The following is a 17833-nucleotide window of genomic DNA, read 5'->3' on the forward strand; positions in this document are numbered from 1 at the left end:
CGTCTCCACCACCAGTGATCAGCTCAAGAGGCGACAGAGTTTTCCGAGGTCGCGGGGTTTGCCGAGGTCGCGGCCTCGTCCACGTACTCGACGACACCCGCCTCGCGGAGCAGCTCCAGAATCCGGTCCGCCGCGCCCTCCGGCGAACCCGTGCTCGTGTCGATCTGCAGGTCCGGCGCCTCCGGGTGTTCGTAGACGTCGTCGACGCCCGTCAGGCCCTTGACCTCGCCCGCGGCCGCGCGCGCGTAGAGCCCCTTGGGGTCCCGGCGCGCGCATTCCTGCAGGGGAGTGCTCACATAAACCTCGAAGAACGCGCAGCCACGCTCGGCGTGGTGCGCGCGGACCGCGTCCCGCGTCTCCGCGTACGGGGCGATCACCGGCACGAGGGTGAGCACGCGATGCCGCGACAACAGTTCCGCGATGAACCCCACGCGTTGTCCCTGCTTGTCCCGGTCCTCGCGGCTGAAGCCGAGGTCGCTGGAGATCGTGCGGCGGATCTCGTCGCCGTCGAGCACCTCGACCTCCGCGTCGATGCTCTCGCCCGCGACGAGCGTCGCGACGGCCCCGGCCACCGTCGACTTGCCCGCGCCGGACAATCCGGTCAACCAGACGGTCGCGCCGCGGGTGACGCGAAGGGACCGGTCCGCAGTCATAAGAAGCTCCTCCAGGAAACCGTTACCTACCTGTGGTGGTGGTGCACGGGACATCATCCGTGCGGAAAGAAAACTCACCGTGAAGGCCACAGCAAACCATCCGGTGTGACCGAGTACGCTCCCGGGGCCATGAGCTCCGCAACACAGCGTGTGTACCTGCACATCGGGTTACCCAAGACCGGAACGACATCGCTGCAGGAGCTGCTGTGGCACAACCAGAGCGCCCTGACCTCGGACGGCGTGTCGTTCCCCGGCTACGACCTCGGTGCCCATCACCGGGCCGTCGCCGACGTGCATCCCGGTCGCTACGGCGGCTGGAAGGAGAAGCGCACGCCCGGGTCGTGGAACTGGCTGGTCGAGCAGGCGAGGGCGTTCGAAGGGGCGACGCTGATCTCCTCGGAACTGCTGGCACCGGCGAGTCCCGACGAGGCCGAACAGGTCGTCTCGTCGTTGTCGTTCGCCGAGGTGCACATCGTGTGTACCGTCCGCGACCTGGCGCGCCAGATCCCATCGGTGTGGCAGGAGAACGTCAAGACCAGGCAGAGCACGTCGTACCCCGATCTGCTCGCCTCGCTCCGCAGCGGCGAGCTCGACGACACGGCGACGCTGTTCTGGGACTACCAGGATCTGCCGCGCGTACTCGAGACGTGGGGTGCGGGAGTTCCGGCCGACCGCGTTCACGTGGTGACCGTGCCGCCCCGTGGCGGGCGTCCGGACGTGCTGTGGGAGCGGTTCGCCGGACTGCTCGGCCTGGACCCGGCCAAGTACGAGACGGACATCCCGCACTACGGCAACTTCTCCCTCGGCTACCCGGAGACGGAGTTCCTGCGGCGGATCAACGCGTCACTGCCCGAGCGGTTCCCGTGGCTCCAGTACGCGCGCCGGGTCAAGGACGACTTCGCCGCACACACGCTGAGCGCGCGCAGCGGCCGCGGCAGCATCCCGTTGCCCAAGCAGGATCAGGACTGGGTGCGCGAAGCGGCGGAGCACTACATCGAACGGGTCCGCGACGCCGGGTATCACGTCGTCGGCGACCTCGAGGATCTGCGGCCGGCCGCGCCGCGCGGTGACGAACCGGCGACGGCCGACGAGCTGACCCCGAGCGAGGCGGAGATCGGCGAGATCGCGATGGAGTCGGTCACCGACCTGCTCCGCCACCCGGCCGGTTCTCGCCGGATGATGAAGCGCAAGCCGCCGCAGCAGGCGAAGGCGCTGAAGCTGCGGCAGTTCGTGATGCGCATGTCGGATCAGTATCCGCAGGTCATGGCCGCACGCCGGGCGTACTGGCGGGCGCGCGCCAAGCTGGGTCGCTGACCGGATTCGACCACGCCGAGGGCCCGCGGCAGGCGCCGGCGGGCGGGATGGAGCACGTGATGAGCCGAGTGGTGCTCAGCGACAGCGACGGCCGGTGGACCCTCACCCTGACCGATCCCGACCGGCGCAACTGCCTCGACGACGTGACCTGCCGTGAGCTCGGCGAGGCGATCGACACGGTCGCCTCGGCCGAGGACGCGCGCACCCTCGTCGTGGCGGGGGAGGGCAAGGCGTTCTGCGCGGGTGCGGACCTGCCCGCGCTGTTCGGTGACGCCTCCGAGCGTGCGGTCGGCGAACTGCGCAGGCACCTGCACTCGGTCTACGACAGCTTCTTGCGGCTGCGCCGGTTGGACATCCCGACGATCGCGGCGGTGCAGGGTGCGGCCGTCGGCGCGGGGTTGAACCTGGCGATGGCCTGTGACGTCCGTATCGCCGGTCCGCACGCGTCGTTCGCCGCGACGTTCTCGCGGATCGGGCTGCACCCGGGCGGCGGGTGCACGTGGTTCCTCGTCGACGCCCTGGGGCGGCAGCGAGCGATGGCGTTGCTGCTCGACGGCGGGACGCTGGACGGCGAGGCGGCCGTCGCGCAGGGGCTGGCGCTGGAGCTCGCCGAGGACCCGCTGGCCCGTGCGCAGGAGATGGCTGACCGGTGGGCGGGGCACGACCCGGCGCTGGCGCGGGACATCAAGGCGGCCGTCGGCCTGGCCGCGGGTGGCGACTTCGACGCGACCCTGGAGTTCGAGGCGTGGGCGCAGGCCTCCAGCGCGACCGGACCGAAGATCCGCGAGGTGGTCGAGCGTTTCCGGAAGTGATCGCGTGGGCGTACGCGGGGTCGCGCGAGCTCCCGGAGCGTGTTCGACGGGTGAACCGCGGAGAACACGGGTCGAGTCGGAGACATCGGCGCTCGGCACGATCTCCGGGATCTCGAACGAACCTCAGGCCACGACACCCTGCGCGGTCAGCAGGTCCCGGCTGCGGCGGCGACGGCGGAGCCACACCCGGCGCGTGCCGTCGGAGTAGAGCCGCACGTTGGCCAGCTCCCAGCCGGTGAACTCGGCCTGGATGGCCAGCTGCACGGATGCGGTCACGCGGGAGACACCCGGCGGGAGCTGGACCCGCTGGTACTCCCAATCGTCTTCGACCACCGCTTCCGTACTCGTCATGGCGTGATCACCTGGATACCTTCCTCGGCTGCCGAACCGATGACGACCCGGGACGTCCGCTCATCGACGGTAACGGAATCGGGCTGGCGAACGGTGGGTAGCCGGAACTTTTCCTCCGGTTGTCCGCCGCGTACGTCGTATCCGACGACCTGGTTGCGTTCGGTCAGCGTGATCCACGCGACGTGCCGCTTCGCGTCGTAGGCGATGCCGTAGGCACCTCCCGGAACCGGGTGTCGCTGGCGCAGCAGCAGCGGGTCCGCATCGAAGGCGAGCAGGGCACCGTTGCGTGCGTCGGTGACCAGGACGCGGCCGTACTCGTCGGTCGTCGCGTCGGCAGCTCCCTGTCCGGCCCTGAGGCCCTCGCTGATCGTGCCGTCGGCGAGGTCGACCGAGAACACGGCGGTCCGCAGCTGGTCCAGCACGACTGCGCCACCGTCGCCGACGAGGACGTCGTCGGCGCTGTAGAGATCGTCGCGGATGGTGCGCACCGGCCGGTCGTCGGCGTCGAGGACCTGCACCGCCTTGGCGTCGCGCAGGGCCACGAGGGTGCGGTCGCCGTCGGCGGCGACGCCCGCGGGCGCCCCGTCGAGTTCGACGACGTCGGCCTCGCCCGCCCCGACATCGATGCGGGCGAAGGCTCCGGCGTCCGGCATGGCGGCGACGACTGTGCCCTCGATCGTGGTCAGGCTCGTGACCTCACCCGGCAGTGAGACGGTGCGTGCCTCGGCGCCGGGTTTTTCGAGATCGTAGAGCCGCACGGCGTCCTCGTCGGCCATGGCGGCCGCCAGGGTGCCGTGGGCCGTGGCGACGTCGGTGATGTCTCCGTCGGCCGGCACCACCCGGCCCGCCGGCTCCTCGGTCGTCGGGGGCGCGGATGCGGCGCTCGCCCGCTCCGGATCCTCGACGACCTGAAGTTGGTCGCGCCCGGCGCCCGCATCGGAACAGCCGGTCAGTAGCAGGACCGAGGTGAGCGCGAGAGCCGTCCACCGGAACGCTCGCCGGGACACGGACGGTGCGCCGGCGTCCGGCGCGGGGTGAGCTGTGGGCGGCGCGGTCACGGGGAATCCTCGTTCGGGTCGGTGGCGTCGGCCGCACCGGAGCGTGCGGTCGCGCCGTCGTCGGCGGGCAGGCTGACGTCGTCGAGTGCGCCGCGGATGGCCTCCGGCAGGGTCAGTTCCTCGGCGGCGAGTGATCCGGCGAGCTGGGTGGCGTCGCGGGCTCCGACGACGGGAGCGACGACGCCGGGCCGGTCGCGGACCCAGGCCAGCGCGACCGCCAACGGCGAGGTGCCGAGGCCCTCGGCCGCGGTGGCGACGGCTTCGACGATGCGGCTCGCGCGGTCGGTGCGGTGATGGTCGACGTAGCCGCCGTAGGCAGGGTCGGCGCCACGGGAGTCCGCGGGCGTGCCCGACCGGTACTTGCCGGTCAGCACCCCGCGGCCGAGTGGTGCCCACGGCAGCAGGCCGATGCCGTGATGGCCCGCAGCGGGCACGATCTCCCGCTCGGGGGTGCGTTCGAGCAGGGAGTACTCGGTCTGGGTGGCCACGATGCGCGTGGTGCGCAGGCCGCACGCCGCCGTGGCCAGTTGCCAGCCCGCGTAGTTGGACACGCCGATGTAGCGGACCTTTCCGCTGGTGATGGCGTGGTCGAGGGCCGAAAGCGTCTCATCGAGCGGCACGGCCGGATCCCACGCGTGCACCTGCCACAGGTCGATGTGGTCGACGCCGAGGCGCCGCAGCGAACCCTCGAGCGCGGCCAGCAGCGACCCGCGGGAGGCGCCACCGCCGAACGGCCCTGACTCACGGCGGGCCGCGGCCTTCGTGGCGAGCACGATGTCCTCGCGGGGCACGAGGTCGGCCATGAGGGAACCGAGGATCCGTTCGCTCTCGCCGTCGCCGTAGACATCGGCGGTGTCGACGAGCGTGCCTCCCGCGTCGACGAAGGCCACGAGCTGGTTGGCGGCTTCTTCGGCGTCGGTGCCGGTGCCCCACGACAACGTGCCGAGGCCCATGCGGGACACCTGCGCGCCCGAAGCGCCGAGCGGGCGACATTCCATGGCTGCCCAGCGTAGTCATCACCCGTCCGCGAGATTGACCAAGGCACTATCGGCGGCATGTCCGGCCACCGATAGTGTCGCTGCCCGTGCGACTGGGTTTGAATCTCGGCTACTGGGGCGCCGGGAACGATGCGAGTAATTTGACACTGGCCAAACACGCCGACGAGCTCGGTTTCTCCGTCGTGTGGGCGGCGGAGGCGTACGGCTCGGACGCGCCGACCGTGCTGGCGTGGGTCGCAGCACAGACGTCGAATATCGACGTCGGCAGCGCGGTGCTGCAGATCCCGGCGCGCACGCCCGCGACGACGGCGATGACGGCCGCGACGCTCGACTCGCTGTCCGGTGGCCGGTTCCGGCTGGGGCTCGGGGTGTCGGGCCCACAGGTGTCGGAGGGCTGGCACGGAGTGCGGTTCACCTCGCCGCTGGGTCGCACGCGGGAGTACATGGACATCGTCCGGACGGCACTGCGCCGCGAGAAGGTCGCCTACGAGGGCGAGCACTTCCGGCTGCCGCTGCCGGACGGGCCGGGCAAGGCGCTGCGGCTGACCGTGCATCCGGTGCGCGAGCACGTGCCGATGTACCTCGCCGCGATCGGCCCGAAGAACGTCGAGTTGACCGGCGAGCTCGCCGACGGCTGGCTGCCGGTGTTCTTCTCGCCCGAACACGCCGGCGACCAGCTGGCCCAGCTGCGGGCTGGTGCGGAGAAGGCAGGCCGTGACCTCTCGTCGTTCGACATCGCGCCGACGGTGCCGCTCGTGCCGGGCGAGGACTGGCGGGTGTGTGCCGACTCGGTGCGTGCCTACGCCGCGCTGTACCTGGGCGGCATGGGCAGCAAGGACAAGAACTTCTACAACCGGCTCGCGGTGCGGATGGGCTTCGAGGCCGAGGCCGCCGAGGTCCAGGAGAAGTTCCTCGCGAAGGATCACGCGGGCGCGATGGCCGCGGTGCCGGCCGAGTTCCTGGACGCGACGTCGCTGCTGGGCCCGAAGGAGCGGATCGCCGAGCGGCTGGCCGCGTTCGCCGAGGCCGGCGCGACGACGGTGAGCCTGTCGCCGTTCGTGGCTCCCGAGCAGGGCTTCGACGCGCTGCGCACGGCCGTCGAGGCGCTGGAACTGGCGGGGGTGGCCGGCTGATGGGGTGGTTCGAGGCGCTGGTCCTGGGCATCGTCCAGGGGCTGACGGAGTTCCTGCCGATCTCGTCGAGCGCGCACCTGCGGGTGACGGCGGCGTTCGCGGGCTGGGGTGACCCTGGCGCGGCGTTCACGGCCGTGACGCAGATCGGGACAGAGCTGGCCGTGCTGCTGTACTTCGGGAAGAAGATCGGCAGCATCCTGAAGAACTGGTTCTTCTCGATTTACAAGCCCGAGTACCGCCGCCATCCGGACGCGCGGATGGGCTGGCTGATCATCGTCGGTTCGATCCCCATCGGTGTGCTGGGGTTGCTGTTCGAGGAACAGATCAGCCACGTGTTCCGCGACCTGCGGCTCATCGCCACGACGCTGATCGTGTTCGGCATCTTCCTGCTGCTGGCCGACCGGATGGGCAGGCAGGACCGCGATCTGGACCATCTGACCGTCAAGCACGGTCTGACGTACGGGTTCTTCCAGGCGCTCGCGCTCGTGCCCGGCGTGTCCCGGTCCGGCGGCACGATCACCGGTGGCCGGCTGATGGGCTACAACCGTTCGGCCGCCGCGGAGTACTCGTTCCTGCTCGCGGTGCCCGCGGTGCTTGCGTCCGGTCTGTACAAGCTCACCGACATCGGTGAAGGGCAGGGTCCGGCATGGGGGCCGACGATCCTGGCGACGGTCGTGGCGTTCGGCGTCGGATTCGCGGTGATCGCCTGGCTGATGTCCTACATCAAGCGGCACTCGTTCCTGCCGTTCGTGATCTACCGGGTTGCGCTGGGCGTGCTACTGTACGTGCTGGTGTTCACGGGCGTGCTCGACCCGCACGCCGGACCGGTGGAGAGCTGATCCACGCCCCGGAGTCGGCGTAGGGTGACGGGCGTGGGAACCGTCATTCTGCTGCGGCACGGTCGGTCGTCGGCCAACGGCTCGGGTGTGCTCGCCGGACGCACGCCGAAGGTCGGCCTGGACGAAACGGGGCGCGAGCAGGCGCAACGGCTGGTGGACCGGCTTGCGGACGTGCCGTTGGCCGCGCTCGTGTCGTCACCGCTGCTGCGGTGCAAGCAGACGCTCGAACCGCTCGCGAAGGCGCGCGGGCTCACGCGGGTGGCCGAGTCGCGGTTATCCGAAGTGGACTACGGCGACTGGACCGGCCGGGAACTGAAGAGTCTCACGCAGGAGCCGCTGTGGCGGGTCGTCCAGGCTCATCCGTCCGCGGCGGTGTTTCCCGGCGGGGAGGGCCTGGCCGGCGTGCAGGCTCGCGCCGTGGCGGCTGTGCGGGACCACGACGCACGGCTGACGGCCGAGCACGGTGAGCACGTCGTGTGGGCACTGTGCAGCCACGGCGACGTCATCAAGTCGATCCTCGCCGATGCCCTCGGCCAGCACCTCGACGGTTTCCAGCGCATCGTCGTCGACCCGGGGTCGCTGTCGGTCGTGCGCTACAGCGAGACCAGGCCGTTCGTGTTGCGCATCAACGACAACGCGGGCGATCTCTCCGGGATCGTGCCCCCGAAACCCGCCAAGCGCGGCCGCAGGCGCGGTAAGCGCGCCGACTCCTCCGACGCCGTCATCGGTGGTACCACTGGACGAAAGGACAACGCGTGACCGACAACCCGCTGCTGGCGCCGAGTGATCTGCCGTACGGGCTGCCGACGTTCGACCGCATCTCCGACGAGCACTTCCTGCCCGCTTTCGAGGCGGCGTTCGCCGAGCACCGGGCGGAGATCGCGGCGATCGCCGACGACCCGGAGTCGCCGACGTTCGAGAACACGATCGTCGCGCTCGAGTGTTCGGGGCAGTTGCTGCACCGCGTGTCCCAGATTCTGTTCAACCTGACCGCGGCGGACTCCACGGACGTGCGCCGGGAGGTACAGACCGAGGTGGCTCCGCGGCTGGCGGCCCACTCGGACGAGATCCATCTCAACGCCGCGCTGTTCGCCCGCGTCGATGCGGTCCACGCCCAGCGCGAGGAGCTCGACCTCACCCCGGAACAGGACTGGCTGCTGCACCGCACCCACATCGCGTTCCGGCGTGCCGGCGCGGATCTTCCCGAGGACAAGCAGACGCGGCTGCGCGAGCTGAACGAGGAGCTGTCCCGGCTGGAGACCCGGTTCCAGGACAACCTGCTGGCCGACACCAACGACCTCGCGGTTCTGGTGTCCACACGCGACGAGCTGGCGGGGCTGTCCGACGGCGCGATCGCGGCGGCGGCAGAGGCGGCCACCGCGCGGGGTGAGGACGGCAAGTACCTGCTCACGCTCGGCCTGCCGTCGGCCCAGCCGGTACTCGCGTCGCTGGAGAACCGCGAACTGCGCAAGCGGGTGTTCCGCGCGTCCGTCTCACGGGCCGGCCGCGGCAACGAACACGACAACAAGGACGTGCTGGCCACGATCGCCCGCCTGCGGGCCGAACGCGCTGCCGTACTGGGCTACCCGCATCACGCGGCGTACGCCATCGAGGACCAGACGGCCGGGTCCGCCGATGCCGCGGTGGCCATGCTGGAGCGGCTGGCGCCCGCCGCCGTCGCCAACGCGAACGCGGAGGCGGCCGAACTGCAGGAGGAACTCACCGCCGACGGCGTCGAGGGCGACCTGCAGCCCTGGGACTGGGCCTACTACGCCGAGCGGGTCCGGAAACGCAAGTACGACATCGACGACGCCGCACTCCGGCCGTACTTCGAACTGGAACGTGTGCTCGTCGACGGCGTGTTCCACGCCGCGGGCAAGCTGTACGGGCTCACGTTCACCGAGCGGCCGGACTTGTCCGGATACCACCCGGATGTGCGCGTGTGGGAGGTGTTCGACGCCGACGGCCGGCCGATCGGGTTGTATCTGGGCGACTACTTCACGCGTGACGCCAAGCGCGGCGGAGCGTGGATGAACAACCTCGTCGAGCAGTCGCGGCTGCTGGGACAGCGTCCGGTAGTGGTGAACAACCTCAACATCACCAAGCCTCCGGAGGGTGAGTCGGCACTGCTGACCTACGTCGAGGTGACCACGCTCTTCCACGAGTTCGGCCACGCTCTGCACGGGCTGGTGTCCGATGTGGAGTACCAGTCGCTGGAGGGCACGAACGTGCCGCGCGACTTCGTCGAGTTCCCGTCGCAGGTCAACGAGATGTGGGCGTTGTGGCCGGAGGTGCTGGCGAACTACGCGCGGCACCACCTCACCGGCGAGCCGCTGCCGCAGGAGACGGCGTCCAAGCTGGAGGAGGCGAGCCGCTACGGCGAAGGGTTCCGCACCACGGAGTACCTCGCGGCGTCGCTGCTCGACCTCGCCTGGCACACCCTTTCCCCGGACGCCGACGTGACCGACGTCGACCGGTTCGAGGCCGAAGCGTTGGAGAAGGCGGGCGTCGCGCTGGCGACGATCCCGCCGCGCTACCGCAGCACGTACTTCGCCCACGTGTTCAGCAACTCCTACGCGGCCGGCTACTACTCCTACATCTGGTCCGAGGTGCTCGACGCCGAATCGGTCGAGTGGTTCCGGGCCAGCGGCGGGCTGACGAGGGAGAACGGGGACCGATTCCGTACGGAGCTGCTCGCCAAGGGCGGCAGTGTCGACGTGATGGAGGCATTCCGTGCCTTCCGCGGCCGCGACCCGGAGTTGCGGCCGTTGCTGGAGCGCCGAGGCCTGACCGCAGCGTGACCCGGGCGCGGATGGGCCTGCCCCGAACGCGGGTCCCATCCGCGCTCGCTAGGCTTCGGGTTCGTGCTCCCGATCATTCCCCTGGCCATCGGTGTCGGCGCCGTCGTAGCCGGTGCCGCGCTGCCCGCTCGTCGCCGCAGCGAACACCGGCGTGAACTGGCCGCGGCGACGGCCACCGCGCGCGCCGCCCACAACCGGCTCGGCTTCTGCCTGGAGACCCTCGCGCCCGGTGACAACGCCGCCGCGGCGGACAGTCTCGCGCGGGCGCGGGAGCGGTGGCACACCACGGGCGCACTGCTCGCCGAGGCGACTACGGCCGAGGAGTGCCGGGTCGCCGACGAGGTCGCCGCCGCCGGTATGGACCACATCGTTCGTGCGTGCCGCCTGCTGGGCACGCCACTTCCGTACAGCGGTGCCGTGGACGACACCGGTGCGTAGGGCTGCTGCGACGCTCGCCGTACTGGGGTGTGTCCTCGGACTCGGCGTGTCCGGGACCGGTGTGCCTGGGACAGCTGCGACCGCGGGGAAAGCGCAGGAGCGTCCGGAACCGGACGGAGAGGCGATCTGGCGCGGCCTCCAGCAGGATCCGGTGCACGTGATGCCGGGCGCGCAGGCCCGGTTCGACGACGCGACCATCCGGCAGCAGCGCCGGAGTGCCGACGCCGAGGTCGCAGGAGCGGTGTACATCGTGGTCGCCCCGATCGGCCGATCCGGGATCTCCATCAGGAACGCGCTCGACGACCACCTCGGCGAGCAGGACGAACTGATCACCGTCGGCGGACTGCAGGTGGGTACCGATTGGTTCGAGTTCGCCGGCGGCCGGTACTACGGCGACGGTCCCGAAGGCGACTGGTCGAACGCCGTGAATCGCAGGCACGCCCGCAGGGTCATGACGACCTACGACGTCACCGCGCCGTTGGTCGATGTCCTCCGCATGGCGCGCCGCGCCGACCCTGCCGATCCTGCGCCGCCGCCGGCGCGTGAACCGGCCCCGCGCGCCACCGTCGACCGGCTCGCGACCGACCTGGAGCGCGACCGGATCGCCGACGGCATGAGCACCGACGGCATCGGCCACGGCGACATCGAACGGCCGCCGTACGACGCAGAGGAGTTCGGCCGCTTCCGCATCGCCTACCTTCCTCCGGCCAGGCCGGGACAGGCCGTGGACGACCCGCTACCGGCCTTGTCGCGGCGGTTCCCCGAAGACACCGTGGTCGTCGTCCGTGGCCTGTGGGTCGACGCGGCCGGGCCCGGTGACCGCGACGCCGTCGACACGGCGCTGCAGTACGCCAGGGACAACCGGAACGACGACCTGCTGTGGCTGGGCCGGCCCGCGTCGGCGGTCGGTGACTTCTACGAGCGGATCGGTCAGATCCGCCGCGGCACGCTCGATCCCCGAGGAGTGCCGGTGAAACCGCCGAGCGCGGACGAGACCGGTGGCGTGGTGGGCCCGTGGGCGTTCGCAGCGACGGGCGTCGTCATCGCGAGCGTCTCGGCGGGCGCGTGGTGGTGGCGGCGTCGCCGCCGCCAGGAATCCGAGGCGAGGGCCTTCCGGCTCGCGAGTGCGGAATTGACGGCGGAACTGGCGCGTGTCGCCGCGGCCATCACGGTGGCCGACGGTCGCGACGGCCCCGGCCCCGGCCGCGCAGCCGCGGCGGAGCGGTATGCCACGGCGGTCGGCCTCGCCGAGCAGGCGACCACCGACGCGGAGCTGGCCGTCGCGCTCGACGTGGCCGGTGAGGCCCGCCGGATGCTGGAGGACGTGCGATGACCGGAGAGGCCCGGAGCCGGGGCCTGCGGTGGCTGATCGGGATCCTGCTGGTCGGCGGCGCGTTGTTCTCGATCGCCGGCGTACTGATCCCGCTGCTCGCAGCGCCCGACGAGCCCTCGTCGACGACGTCGATCCCGGAGGCCGACCGGGCGATCGACGGATTACGGGAACGCAGCGTCTACGTCGAGTCCGGCGACAGGGCCGAGTGGCAGCTCGACGTGTCCGCGGCCCGTGAACTCATCGGCGACCGGCCGATCCTCGTCGCCGGCTTCGCGGGCAAGGACACGTTGCAGGCGGAGGCGCCGTACTTCCGCGACGCGATCGCCGAGGTGCAACGGCGCCCCGGCGCTCTCGGCGACCTGGCCGAGTACGACGGGCCGATGGAGGCCACGTGTGAGGCGATCGCCGGGGAGTATCCGGACACGATGGTGGTTGTGCTGCATCCGCGTCCCGGGTTCGAGACCGCGTGCGCCGGCCCCGAGTTCCCGGCGCACGGATCCGAGGACGAGCCCGTGTCGTGGGCCGAAGGTGTGCTCGCCTCCGCTGGAGGCGCCGGCGCCCCCCGTGCGGACCGCACGGACAGACTTCCCCTCATCGACGGGCTGGTACCGGCGTACGAGACGGGTATCGAACGGCTCGACCCGCCGCCGGGGGACCGGGATCTCGCGGGGCCGTTCCGGACTCTGCGGATCAGTGCCTACGTGGTCGGCGGTGTCGTCGCGGCCGCGGCGCTGTTCCTGCTCCTGCGGTACGGGATCATCGCGAGCGGAACATCGGTGCGGGAGCGCCGCCGCGACCGTAGGTCCGCGCGTGTCTCGGCCCGTGCCGACGTCCACGCGCTGGCGGATCGTGTCCTCGCACTCGAACGCGAGCAGGCCGAGCGGCTCCTGTCGGAGGAGGCGGCACCCGATGCGGCCTACGTGCTCCGGCTCGCCGAGGGATACCTCGACCTAGCCAGGCGGATCGAGACCGCCGAGACCACGGGGCAGTACGCGGAGATCTCGCGGCAGGCGCGGCGGCTGCTCGAACCGGACGCCACACCGGCGGGTTGAGCAGCCGCGACCTTGCGGCGGATACGCCGTGGTCCCGGCGCCGAACCGACGCCGGGACCACGGAAGCCGTTCCGGCGCCGTCCCCTCAGCCCTGTCGCCTCAGCCCTGTCGCCGCATGCCGCGGCGTGCGGCGACAGGGCGCGGAGGAGCAGCGGCGCCGACGGGTGCCTCCCGACACACGGCGGTCCGGGACGGGGGAGAGGTCCGGATCACTTGGTCCAGACGACCGGGTTCTCCTCGTAGTCGGGGGACTCGGTGAAGTGGACCTCGGTCACATCGCCCCGCGCCGAGCCCTGGATGGTGCAGCTCTCGTACGAAGCGCCCTGTTCGTCGAACTCGGACGGTGCCGATTCGCTCTCACACTGGTCCACACCACCCATCACGGTGAGGACTGCTCCCGTGGAGTCGCCGCCGGCGAGCCGCCCGTCGAGGTCGACCCGGGAGTACTTCAGCTCGTCGCCACCGACGTTCTCGACCGTGAACTCGATGTAGTACGGCGTGATGCGCTCGTCGGCCGACGAGCCGTCGCTCTTCTTGGGAAGGTCGTCGTGCGAACCCTTCTTGATGTCGGTCACGGTGATGGCGACCGTGCCCTTCTTGTCGCCGGTGTACTCGAACGGAACGACGGCGCGCTCACCCACCTCGAGTGTCGTTCCGGGCGCGGTGACCTCGTCGTCGACCGGGAGCGCGCTGACGTCGCCACCGTCGGCCGGCTCGGAGGACTCGGCCGGTGCGGAACTGCTGGCCGGAGCGGAGTTCTGTTCCTGGTTCTGCTGCTGGCCTGCGTCGGCGTCCCCCTCGCCACCGCAGGCCGAAAGGGCCAGACCCATCGTGGTCAGTGCTGCCGCGGCGGCAATACGTCCCTTGCGCACGGTATACCTCACTCTGCGTTGTCGGCGCTGTCGACGTGACAGCATGTGGAGTATTGACGTATCGGGCAGAGCTGGCGTTCCGTGCATTTCGAAACGTGACCGCCGGCACGTTGAGTAGTCACCGGGTTCGACACGAGTCGGTCATCGACCCGCACGACCGACCGGCCACGACCGGGTACGTGAGAAGGCCCGCGCAGCAACAGGGGCCGCCGGAACGACGAGCGGTTCCGGCGGCCCCTGTGTGCGGGAGACGTGATCAGATCAGGCCGAGCTGCTTCACGGTGTCGCGCTCGTCCGTGAGCTCCTGGACCGAGGCGTCGATCTTGCCGCGGGAGAACTCGTCGATCTCCAGGCCCTGGACGATCTCGTACTTGCCGTTCTTCGTGGTGACCGGGAAGGAGGAGATGATGCCCTCCGGCACGCCGTAGGAGCCGTCCGACGGAATCCCCATCGAGACCCAGTCGCCCTCGGCCGTCCCGTTGACCCAGTCGTAGACGTGGTCAATGGCGGCGTTGGCCGCCGACGCAGCGGACGAGGCACCACGGGCCTCGATGATCTCCGCGCCGCGCTTGGCCACGCGCGGGATGAACTCGTCCTCGAGCCACTTCTGGTCGCCGACGGCCTCGGCGGCGTTCTTGCCGTCGACCTCGGCGTGGAAGATGTCCGGGTACTGCGTGGCAGAGTGGTTGCCCCAGATCGTGAGCTTCTTGATGTCGGCGACGCCGACACCGAGCTTCGTGGCCAGCTGAGCCGCGGCGCGGTTGTGGTCCAGCCGCGTCATGGCGGTGAAGCGCTCCTTGGGCACGTCGGGGGCGTGCGCCTGGGCGATCAGCGCGTTCGTGTTGGCCGGGTTGCCCACGACGAGGACCTTCACGTCGTCGGCCGCGCCGGCGTTGATGGCCTCACCCTGCGGCTTGAAGATGCCGCCGTTGGCCTCCAGCAGGTCGCCGCGCTCCATGCCCTTGGCGCGGGGACGGGCGCCGACGAGCAGGCCGACATTGGCGCCTTCGAAGGCCTTCTTGGCGTCGTCGAAGATGTCGACACCGGCCAGCAGCGGGAATGCACAGTCCTCGAGCTCCAGCGCGGTGCCCTCGGCCGCCTTCACCGCCTGCGGAATCTCCAGCAACCGCAGCTTGACCGGCGTGTCCTGGCCGAGCAGCTGACCGGACGCGATGCGGAACAGCAGCGCGTAACCGATCTGGCCGGCCGCGCCGGTGACGGTGACGTTGACAGGGGCCTGGGTCATAACGTTCTCCTGCTGATGGGTTCAGTGCTTGTACTCGGGATGCTATCCGGCGGTGCCGGATCCGGGCGGGTGCGTCGCCTCACCTGTACCGATTGAGCCGGGCCGAGGTGTGACGCCGAACGCTTTGCCTAGCGCGCCGACGGCCTCGTCGAGCTTCGCGAAACTCGCCAGCACGACCCGCGGTGCCGGTTCGTCGTCGGGACGGATCCCGTCGTCGCCGGGGGGCGGTTCGATGTGGCCCTGGATGCCGGGGGAGGAGCGGATGGTGTCCAGCAGCACGTCGATGTTGTGGGTGATCCTCGTGGTGACGGTGTCGAGCCGGTCATCGAGCGCCAGCAGCCCCGGCCGGGCCCGCGCGGCGATGTGCCGTGCCCGGAACGCGACGGCGTCGAGGGTGTCGAGCACGTACCAGCCGTAGTCGCGCCGCGCCGCGCGCAGACTGATCGGGTGGGTCAGCGGCTCGACGACGGCGCGGACCTGTTCGACGTCGCGGTCCAGCGTGCGCGACAGCTCGATGACATTCACGTTGTCCACCCCGGACAGCAGCGCTCTGGCCTGCGTCACGTACTCCCGCAGGTCTTCGAGCGCGGTCGCGACGTCGTCGAGCATCACCGCACGGGTACGGACCGGCACGATCACGACGGCGGCCAGTACCCCGGAGGCCGCGCCGACGGCCGTCTCGGCGAGTCGCACGCCGAGCACGTCGATGCTGAACGTGCCGAGCAGGCTGTAGAGCAATCCGAGCATCGTCGTGATGAAGAACGTCATCGCGACCTGCGAGGCGCGCGCGAAGAACACCATGCCGAACACGCACACGAGGATCAGCACGATCGTGGCGGGCACGTTCTCGGCCACGACGAGGGCGCACAGGGCGCCCGCGAAGATCCCGACGATCGTGCCCACGATCCGGCGAGCGCTCTTGATCAGGGTCGCGCCCGCACTCGAGGTGCCGAGGAAGACGACGAACACGGTCAGCACCGCCCAGTACCACCGCTGGTGTGACACGAGTTCGCCGCCGACGACCGCGAGGCCGCCGCCCAGCACGGCCTGGATCGCACTGCGCGTCTTGTTGTCGTAGGCGAACACCCGAGTGCGTTCGGCCTCCTCACCCTCGGGTGGTTCCGCCTCGGCCGAGAAGTCGTTCTCGGCGATCCGCTGCGCGTTGAGGTCGGCGAGCGCGAGTTCGGCGATCGCCCGGCGCACGTCGTCGCCGGGTTCGGTGCGATCACCCAGCCTGCTGCCACTGACGAGCAGTTCGCTGAACTCCCGGGTGTCGGCGATGACCGGGAGTTCCCGCGGATCGCGCTCGATGAGGGAGCGGAAGCGCTGCAGCCGCGTCACGAGGTCGTCGCGCACCGCCTCGTCGAGGTTCTCGGCGCACACCCTGCGCGTGGTGATCGCGAGCCACTGCGCGGCCAGTTCGACCTCCAGTGCCCGTCTCCGCAGCAGTGCGGCGGCTTTCGGGTCGTCGAAGACGTCGGCGATGGTGTCCTCGATCAGCAGGACCGCCTCGTGCAACCGGTCGCCCGCGCGGCGGAGTTGTTTGCCGGTGCGCTGTGTGCCGCCGGCTGCGAGGTGGTTCGCGGCGGCTGTCACGCTGGCACTGAGCCTGGTGCGGAACGAACGGCGTATCGCGAGCAGCTCGCGGCCCGCCCTGCGCGGCAGCAGCACGAAGCGCACGATCGCGTTCGCGCCCAGCCCCGTGGCGAGCGCCAGCAGCAGTACAGGCACCTGGTGGACCTGCGTCTGCAGGAACATCGCGAAGAAGAACAGGAAGAACGGTGCCGAACCGAGTGCGATGCCGCGCACACCGAACCGCTGTGCGTAGACCGCCACGAAGATCAGCAGCACGAACACGATGCCGTCGAGGGGCGGCACGGCCTGGCCGAGACTCGCGGCCGTCAGCGCGGCGGCGCCGACCACGAACACGAGGCCGAGCGACACCGCCTGCCCCGCAGGCTCCGGATCGCTGATCGTGAACGCCGCCATCAGCGCACTCACGGAACCGACCAGTACCACCGGCAGCGGCAGGCCGATCGGAACGAGGACCGACACCGCGATCCCGATGCCGAGTATCGCCGACAGGGCGCGGCGGCTACGGCTCCATCCGGGATCCGACGCGCGCAGCCGGTCGACCGCGGTCTCCATGACGGTGCCGATCATCCGCACGGTCCCGGTGACGCTGGACGGAGGACACCGCCTCCGCACCCGTCGGCGCTCAGCGTGCAGCGAGGCGTACAGCGGGAACCGGTATGAGCCACGCACCACACCGTAGACCGCCGGGGAAGCGCGTCCGGACACACCGCCGCAGACCGCGAGCCACATCCCCTGATGGAGTACCGCCCCCGATCGAGTACCGCGTCGAGTCGCGGACACGCTGCACCGCGTTTACCGTCAGGCATGGTGAGCAGCTATTACGGATCCGACGGGTACGAGTCCCACGGCGACTACCGCCACGCGGACTCGGCGAAGCCGCGTGTCAACGCAGGCACGCTGTGGGCGGGCGGCGCCGCGACCGCGCTCGTCGCCGCGCTGGTCGGGGTGGTCGCCACCCTGGTCGTCACCGGCGTGTTCGACATCCCCGTGATCGCCCCGGCGAACGCCGAAGGGGCCGTCGACTACATCGGCGCCGTCTGGCTGGCCGGTTTCGGCGTCGTCGGTTCGCTGTTGGCCACCGCGCTGGCACACCTGCTGTTGCTGGTCGCGCCCCGGCCGATGGCGTTCCTCGGCTGGATCGTCGGCCTGGTGACGGTCGTGTTCGCGGTGTGGCCGTTCACGATCGCGGTCGAGATCGAAGTACAGGTCGCCAGCGCCCTGGTGTATGTCGTCATGGGCATCGCGATCGGCTCGCTGGTCACCGGCATGGCGACCAAGGCCCTCGACGACTGAGGGTGCGCCCCGCACGATCCGGCTCGCGGGGTGCGGGGTGGGGC

General features: G+C 70.5%; 17 protein-coding genes. 10 read left to right on the forward strand and 7 right to left on the reverse strand.

The features are described 5' to 3' along the window. Positions 1 to 23: 23 nt before the first annotated feature. Positions 24 to 653, reverse strand: coding sequence for an adenylyl-sulfate kinase (cysC, locus tag LY40_RS01700; protein ID WP_258935720.1), 630 nt, complete (start codon positions 651 to 653; stop codon positions 24 to 26). A 129-nt stretch (positions 654 to 782) separates the two neighbouring features. Between cysC and LY40_RS01705 the strand changes: the two genes are divergently transcribed. Then, positions 783 to 1967 carry a hypothetical protein gene (locus tag LY40_RS01705; protein ID WP_258935721.1) on the forward strand — a complete coding sequence of 395 codons (1185 nt, stop codon included), beginning with the start codon at positions 783 to 785 and terminating at the stop codon, positions 1965 to 1967. A 59-nt stretch (positions 1968 to 2026) separates the two neighbouring features. Beyond that, positions 2027 to 2779: an enoyl-CoA hydratase gene (locus tag LY40_RS01710; RefSeq protein ID WP_258935722.1), complete on the forward strand. Its 753-nt coding sequence runs from the start codon at positions 2027 to 2029 to the stop codon at positions 2777 to 2779. 123 nt (positions 2780 to 2902) lie between these two features. Here LY40_RS01710 and LY40_RS01715 read toward each other — a convergent pair whose 3' ends face one another. From LY40_RS01715 to LY40_RS01725, 3 genes are read right to left on the reverse strand one after another with little or no spacing between them, the layout of a single operon-like run. Next, positions 2903 to 3130, reverse strand: a complete 228-nt coding sequence (locus tag LY40_RS01715; protein WP_258935723.1) for a DUF5703 family protein — start codon at positions 3128 to 3130, stop codon at positions 2903 to 2905. Next, entirely contained in the window at positions 3127 to 4188 is a 1062-nt protein-coding gene (locus LY40_RS01720; RefSeq protein WP_308216660.1) for an NHL repeat-containing protein, read from the reverse strand. Before LY40_RS01720 ends, LY40_RS01715 begins: the two co-directional genes overlap by 4 nt. After that, positions 4185 to 5186, reverse strand: a complete 1002-nt coding sequence (locus LY40_RS01725) for an aldo/keto reductase (protein ID WP_258935724.1) — start codon at positions 5184 to 5186, stop codon at positions 4185 to 4187. The genes LY40_RS01720 and LY40_RS01725 overlap by 4 nt, the downstream gene beginning before the upstream one ends. 86 nt (positions 5187 to 5272) lie before the next feature. On the opposite strand from LY40_RS01725, the gene LY40_RS01730 reads away from it, so the two are divergent. The 7 genes from LY40_RS01730 to LY40_RS01760 all read left to right on the forward strand — a co-directional run bounded on the left by LY40_RS01730 (position 5273) and on the right by LY40_RS01760 (position 12782). Beyond that, on the forward strand, positions 5273 to 6319 hold the full coding sequence (locus LY40_RS01730) for an LLM class F420-dependent oxidoreductase (protein ID WP_183787507.1): 1047 nt from the start codon (positions 5273 to 5275) through the stop codon (positions 6317 to 6319). Continuing rightward, a complete protein-coding gene (locus LY40_RS01735; RefSeq protein WP_183787508.1) occupies positions 6319 to 7158 on the forward strand; it encodes an undecaprenyl-diphosphate phosphatase in 840 nt (279 codons plus the stop codon). The genes LY40_RS01730 and LY40_RS01735 overlap by 1 nt, the downstream gene beginning before the upstream one ends. A 33-nt stretch (positions 7159 to 7191) precedes the next feature. Continuing rightward, on the forward strand, positions 7192 to 7917 hold the full coding sequence (locus LY40_RS01740) for a histidine phosphatase family protein (RefSeq protein WP_258935725.1): 726 nt from the start codon (positions 7192 to 7194) through the stop codon (positions 7915 to 7917). Next, entirely contained in the window at positions 7914 to 9959 is a 2046-nt protein-coding gene (locus LY40_RS01745) for a M3 family metallopeptidase (protein ID WP_258935726.1), read from the forward strand. Before LY40_RS01740 ends, LY40_RS01745 begins: the two co-directional genes overlap by 4 nt. Before the next feature lie 63 nt (positions 9960 to 10022). Continuing rightward, a complete protein-coding gene (locus LY40_RS01750; RefSeq protein ID WP_183787511.1) occupies positions 10023 to 10397 on the forward strand; it encodes a hypothetical protein in 375 nt (124 codons plus the stop codon). Next, on the forward strand, positions 10390 to 11730 hold the full coding sequence (locus LY40_RS01755) for a hypothetical protein (protein ID WP_258935727.1): 1341 nt from the start codon (positions 10390 to 10392) through the stop codon (positions 11728 to 11730). The genes LY40_RS01750 and LY40_RS01755 overlap by 8 nt, the downstream gene beginning before the upstream one ends. Beyond that, entirely contained in the window at positions 11727 to 12782 is a 1056-nt protein-coding gene (locus LY40_RS01760; RefSeq protein WP_258935728.1) for a hypothetical protein, read from the forward strand. Before LY40_RS01755 ends, LY40_RS01760 begins: the two co-directional genes overlap by 4 nt. Before the next feature lie 209 nt (positions 12783 to 12991). On the opposite strand, the gene LY40_RS01765 is transcribed toward LY40_RS01760, so the two are convergent. From LY40_RS01765 to LY40_RS01775, 3 genes are all read right to left on the reverse strand, one after another. Beyond that, complete coding sequence (locus LY40_RS01765; RefSeq protein ID WP_183787514.1) at positions 12992 to 13654, reverse strand: hypothetical protein; 663 nt, start codon at positions 13652 to 13654, stop codon at positions 12992 to 12994. A gap of 256 nt (positions 13655 to 13910) precedes the next feature. Then, a complete protein-coding gene (locus tag LY40_RS01770; protein WP_183787515.1) occupies positions 13911 to 14900 on the reverse strand; it encodes a malate dehydrogenase in 990 nt (329 codons plus the stop codon). 42 nt (positions 14901 to 14942) lie between these two features. After that, positions 14943 to 17063, reverse strand: a complete 2121-nt coding sequence (locus LY40_RS01775) for an FUSC family protein (protein ID WP_183787516.1) — start codon at positions 17061 to 17063, stop codon at positions 14943 to 14945. A 240-nt stretch (positions 17064 to 17303) separates the two neighbouring features. Between LY40_RS01775 and LY40_RS01780 the strand changes: the two genes are divergently transcribed. Beyond that, complete coding sequence (locus tag LY40_RS01780) at positions 17304 to 17789, forward strand: DUF6069 family protein (protein ID WP_221213703.1); 486 nt, start codon at positions 17304 to 17306, stop codon at positions 17787 to 17789. Positions 17790 to 17833 lie beyond the last annotated feature (44 nt).

This window comes from Prauserella salsuginis (assembly GCF_024648885.1).
In the GTDB taxonomy this organism is placed as follows: Bacteria; Actinomycetota; Actinomycetes; order Mycobacteriales; family Pseudonocardiaceae; genus Prauserella; species Prauserella salsuginis.

Excerpts from the sequence above, each read along its gene's own strand:
- cysC (WP_258935720.1), bottom strand. The coding sequence starts at position 653 with ATGACTGCGGACCGGTCCCTTCGCGTCACCCGCGGCGCGACCGTCTGG.
- LY40_RS01705 (WP_258935721.1), top strand. The coding sequence starts at position 783 with ATGAGCTCCGCAACACAGCGTGTGTACCTGCACATCGGGTTACCCAAG.
- LY40_RS01710 (WP_258935722.1), top strand. The coding sequence starts at position 2,027 with ATGAGCCGAGTGGTGCTCAGCGACAGCGACGGCCGGTGGACCCTCACC.
- LY40_RS01715 (WP_258935723.1), bottom strand. The coding sequence starts at position 3,130 with ATGACGAGTACGGAAGCGGTGGTCGAAGACGATTGGGAGTACCAGCGG.
- LY40_RS01725 (WP_258935724.1), bottom strand. The coding sequence starts at position 5,186 with ATGGAATGTCGCCCGCTCGGCGCTTCGGGCGCGCAGGTGTCCCGCATG.
- LY40_RS01735 (WP_183787508.1), top strand. The coding sequence starts at position 6,319 with ATGGGGTGGTTCGAGGCGCTGGTCCTGGGCATCGTCCAGGGGCTGACG.
- LY40_RS01760 (WP_258935728.1), top strand. The coding sequence starts at position 11,727 with ATGACCGGAGAGGCCCGGAGCCGGGGCCTGCGGTGGCTGATCGGGATC.
- LY40_RS01770 (WP_183787515.1), bottom strand. The coding sequence starts at position 14,900 with ATGACCCAGGCCCCTGTCAACGTCACCGTCACCGGCGCGGCCGGCCAG.
- LY40_RS01775 (WP_183787516.1), bottom strand. The coding sequence starts at position 17,063 with ATGATCGGCACCGTCATGGAGACCGCGGTCGACCGGCTGCGCGCGTCG.